Consider the following 3,819-nt stretch of genomic DNA (forward strand, 5'->3'; position numbering starts at 1 on the left):
CGGCTTCTGGCCTTTTGACAACGGAGTGCCCAGTTGGCCCAGCCACGCCGGACAGGCGGATTCGCCCGACTGCGCCAGCCGCAACGCCGCCAGCGGCGCGCCGCCCGCGGCGGCCAGCCATTCGCGCGCCGGCTCCACGTTCTGGTCGCGCAACCATTGCAGCGCCGTATCCGCATCGGGCGCGGGCAGCGGCAGCCGGCGGCAGCGCGATACCAGCGTGGGCAGCAGCCGGTCCGGCGCGTCCGCGACCAGCAGGAAGACGGTATGCGGAGGCGGTTCTTCCAGCACCTTGAGCAAGGCGTCGGACGACACCACGTTCAGCGCATGGGCGGGATACAGCAGCGCCACGCGCCAGCCGCCGCGGTGCGTGGCGGTGTTGAACCAGGATTCCAGCGAGCGGATCTGGTCGATACGGATTTCCTTGGAGGGCGCGCGCTTGGCGGCGCCCGTCGCCGGCTCGGCGTCTTCGGCCTGTTCGGCCGCGTCCGCGCCCTCTTCGACGGCCACCGCCTCGGGACGGATACGGCGCAGGTCGGGATGATTACCGCTGGCGAACCAGTTGCAGGCCGCGCAGTGGCCGCACGCCAGCCCGTTCTCGGGCGTCTCGCACAGCAGGCTGGCTGCCGCCGCGATGGCGAAATCCAGCTTGCCGATGCCGGCCAGCCCGTGCACCAGCCAGGCGTGCGCGAACCGGTCACGATTGCCCAGCCACGCACGGGCCGTCTCCATCTGCCAGGGGTGGAACTGGGGCGCGCTCATGCAGGAATGGCCAGCAGTTCGCGCAGGCCCGCTTCGAGGTCTGCGCGGATCTGGGCAATGGAACGGGTGGAATCGACGACGCGGATACGGTCGGGATCAGCCTTGGCTCGGGCGTGGTAGGCCTCGCGCGTGCGCTCGAAGAACGCCGCGCCTTCGCGCTCGAAGCGGTCGGGCTCGCGCGCATCGGCCAGCCGCGCCCGCGCAACTTCAAGCGGTACATCGAACAACCAGGTCCGGTCCGGGCGGCCGGCGCGCATCCAGTCTTCCAGGACCGCGACGCGTTCGGCGCCCAGGCCGCGGCCGCCGCCCTGATAGGCGTAGCTGGCGTCGGTGTAGCGGTCGCAGACAACCCACGCGCCGCGCGCAATCGCCGGCTCGATGACCTGGCGGGCATGTTCGCAGCGGGCGGCAAACATCAGCAGCGTTTCAGTGTCCAGCCCCATGGCATCGTTCAGCACCAGCGCGCGCAGTTTTTCGCCAAGCGGCGTGCCGCCGGGCTCGCGGGTGGACACGACCTCCAGACCCTGCCCCCGCAGGAAATCTGCGATCCAGTCGGTGTGCGTGCTTTTGCCCGCGCCGTCCACGCCCTCCAGCGTAATGAAGCGTCCGCGTGAGGTCATTGATCTTGTCCTTGTGCTGATTCGGGTTCGGGATCGGCCGGCGCCGCGGCGGGCGCGGGGGTTGGCGTGGGCGTGGGTGCGGGCGTGGCGCGCTGGCCCAGAATGTAGCGGGCAACGTTGCGGTTGTGCTCGGACAGATTGGCCGAGAACTCGCTGGTGCCGTTGCCGCGCGAGACGAAGTACAGGAACTTGTGCTGCTCAGGCTGCACGGCGGCCAGCAAGGCGGCGCGGCCCGGCGCGGCGATCGGCGTGGGCGGCAGGCCCGGACGCGTGTAGGTATTCCAGGGCGTATCGGTCTGCAGGTCGCGCTTGCGGATGCGGCCCTGGTAGGCCTCGCCCATGCCGTAGATCACGGTCGGGTCAGTCTGCAGCAACATGCCGATCTTCAGCCGGTTCGTGAACACGCCCGACACGCGGCGGCGCTCCGGACCGTGGCCGGTTTCTTTCTCGATGATCGACGCCAGGACCAGCGCTTCGTAGGGCGTGGCGACGGCCACGTCGGATTGGCGCTTGTCCCAGGTGTCGTTCAGGATGCGCTGGCCTTCCTGGTAGGCGCGGCGCAGCAGGTCAAAGTCGGTGCTGCCCGGCGTGAAGATATAGGTGTCGGGGAAGAAGAGGCCCTCGGGGTGCTTGATGGTCGCGCCCAGCCGCTCCAGCAGATCTTCGTCGCTGACGCCGTCCAGCGTCTGCTTGACGTCCGGATTGTCGCGCAGCGCCTGGCGGATCTGGCGATAGGTCCAGCCTTCCAGGAACGTGATCTGGCGCTGCGTCATGTCGCCGCGCGCCAGGCGTTCGAGCAGCAGCCACGGCGTATCGCCGTTGATCGCCTGATAGCCGCCCGCCTTCATCAGCTTGTCGCGTTCAGACAGACGCGCCATCCACACGAAACCGGGCTCCCACATCGGCACGCCGGCCGCGTTGAGCGCGCGCGCGACGGTGCGCGGACTGCTGCCCGGATCCACCACGAAGTCAATCTTGTCGGCCGCCAGCGTCAACGGGCGGTGCATCCACATGTAGGCAGCGCCCACCGCGCCGCCAACGGCCAGAACGATGAGCAGCAGGAACCACAGGACGAAATTTCGGAGTCGCATCTTCATAAGTGTCGGAAGTTTAATGGATCGCGGGCCTTGCCCGGGACACAACCGGGGCCGGATCGCGCGGCGCGCCCCTTTGCGCGTCGGGGACATGGCAAGCCCGTGCCGGGATCGGGGCTATCATCAGCACTTTGATGACGCGATAACCCCGCCGCCATGCACGCCTATTACGCTTCGATTCCCGTCCGCGCCGAAGGTTGCGCCCAATGCGCCCCGCTGGAAGATCTGACGGTCTTCACCGCTTCTGGTGCCGACGCCCTTACCTTTCTGCACGGCCAGCTCACGCAGGACGTCACGGGCCTGCCCCAGGACGCCGCCCGCCTGGCCGGCTATTGCACCGCCAAGGGCCGCCTGCTGGCCACGCTGGTCATGTGGCGCGGCGCAGGCGATGCCGATGACGCACCCCAGTTCTACGGCATGGTCCGGCAGGACCTGTCCCAGGCCCTCATCAAGCGCCTGTCCATGTTCGTGCTGCGCGCCAAGGTCAAGCTGGCCGCCGCCCCGCTGCACGTGGCCGGGGTGCAGGCCACCTCGGAACAGGCCGCCGCGCTGGAAGCCGTGACGGGCGCCCTGCCGCGCGCCACCTGGCAGCGCGCGGATCTGCCGTCCGGCACGTGGATCGTTGCGCCGTCGGCAGACGACCGCGTGCGCTGGTGGTGGATTGCCTCGGACGCGCAACTGGAACAATCCGGCGCGCTCACGCAGGCGCTGGGACTGGCGCCGGCCGCGCACTGGCATGCCGGAGACCTGGCGGCCGGCATTCCCTGGATTGCCGCGGCCACGCAGGATGTCTTCATTCCGCAAACGGTCAATCTGGACCTGATCCAAGGCGTCAGCTTCACCAAGGGCTGTTATCCCGGCCAGGAAGTCGTGGCGCGCAGCCACTATCGGGGCACCGTCAAACGGCGCATGGCTTACGGCACGATTGCCGACGCCGGCCTGAAAGTCCCTGCGCTCGCGGGGGTGGATGTGTTCGACGCCGCGCAGCCGGGCGAGGCCATTGGCCGCGTGGTGCAGGCCGCCAGCGACGCGGGTGTTGTGTCGGTGCTGTTTGAAACCACGCTGGCCGCGCTGCCCGAGGGCGATCTGCGTCTGGCCAGCGCCGACGGTCCGCGCATCGCGGCGGCGCCGCTGCCGTACTCGATCAATCCCTGATCCTTCCGGGCCTGCTCGCGCTGATTTCCGCGCTCGCAGGCCTGGCGGCCATCGTCAGACCGCCACCCCGAACAATGCCCCCACGCCAGCCGTCACGGCCATCGCCGCCGCGCCCAGCACGGTGACGCGCAACGCCGCGGGCAGCTTGGGCGCGCCGCCCGCCTTCGCGGCCATGGTGCCCAGCGCCGCCA

Annotated in this window: 4 protein-coding genes; 1 reads left to right on the forward strand and 3 read right to left on the reverse strand. The window is 69.4% G+C overall.

All coding sequences use genetic code 11. The annotated features are described in order from the left end of the window. The 3 genes from holB to mltG all read right to left on the reverse strand — a co-directional run. The coding region (holB, locus tag B3446_RS06075; RefSeq protein WP_291378443.1) for a DNA polymerase III subunit delta' at positions 1–759 on the reverse strand (759 nt) is incomplete at its 3' end. Further along, on the reverse strand, positions 756–1,379 hold the full coding sequence (gene tmk / locus B3446_RS06080; protein WP_286898691.1) for a dTMP kinase: 624 nt from the start codon (positions 1,377–1,379) through the stop codon (positions 756–758). The genes holB and tmk, both read right to left, overlap by 4 nt. Next, on the reverse strand, positions 1,376–2,470 hold the full coding sequence (gene mltG / locus B3446_RS06085; RefSeq protein ID WP_409558330.1) for an endolytic transglycosylase MltG: 1,095 nt from the start codon (positions 2,468–2,470) through the stop codon (positions 1,376–1,378). Before mltG ends, tmk begins: the two co-directional genes overlap by 4 nt. 159 nt (positions 2,471–2,629) lie before the next feature. Here mltG and B3446_RS06090 point away from each other — a divergent pair, with 159 nt between their 5' ends. Further along, positions 2,630–3,628, forward strand: coding sequence for a YgfZ/GcvT domain-containing protein (locus tag B3446_RS06090; protein ID WP_291378448.1), 999 nt, complete (start codon positions 2,630–2,632; stop codon positions 3,626–3,628). Positions 3,629–3,819 lie beyond the last annotated feature (191 nt).

It is taken from the genome of Achromobacter sp. UBA5777 (genome assembly GCF_002418565.1).
GTDB lineage: Bacteria > Pseudomonadota > Gammaproteobacteria > Burkholderiales > Burkholderiaceae_B > Achromobacter > Achromobacter animicus.

Coding starts and splice junctions, on each gene's coding strand:
- tmk (WP_286898691.1), bottom strand. CDS start 1,379: ATGACCTCACGCGGACGCTTCATTACGCTGGAGGGCGTGGACGGCGCG.
- mltG (WP_409558330.1), bottom strand. CDS start 2,470: ATGCGACTCCGAAATTTCGTCCTGTGGTTCCTGCTGCTCATCGTTCTG.
- B3446_RS06090 (WP_291378448.1), top strand. CDS start 2,630: ATGCACGCCTATTACGCTTCGATTCCCGTCCGCGCCGAAGGTTGCGCC.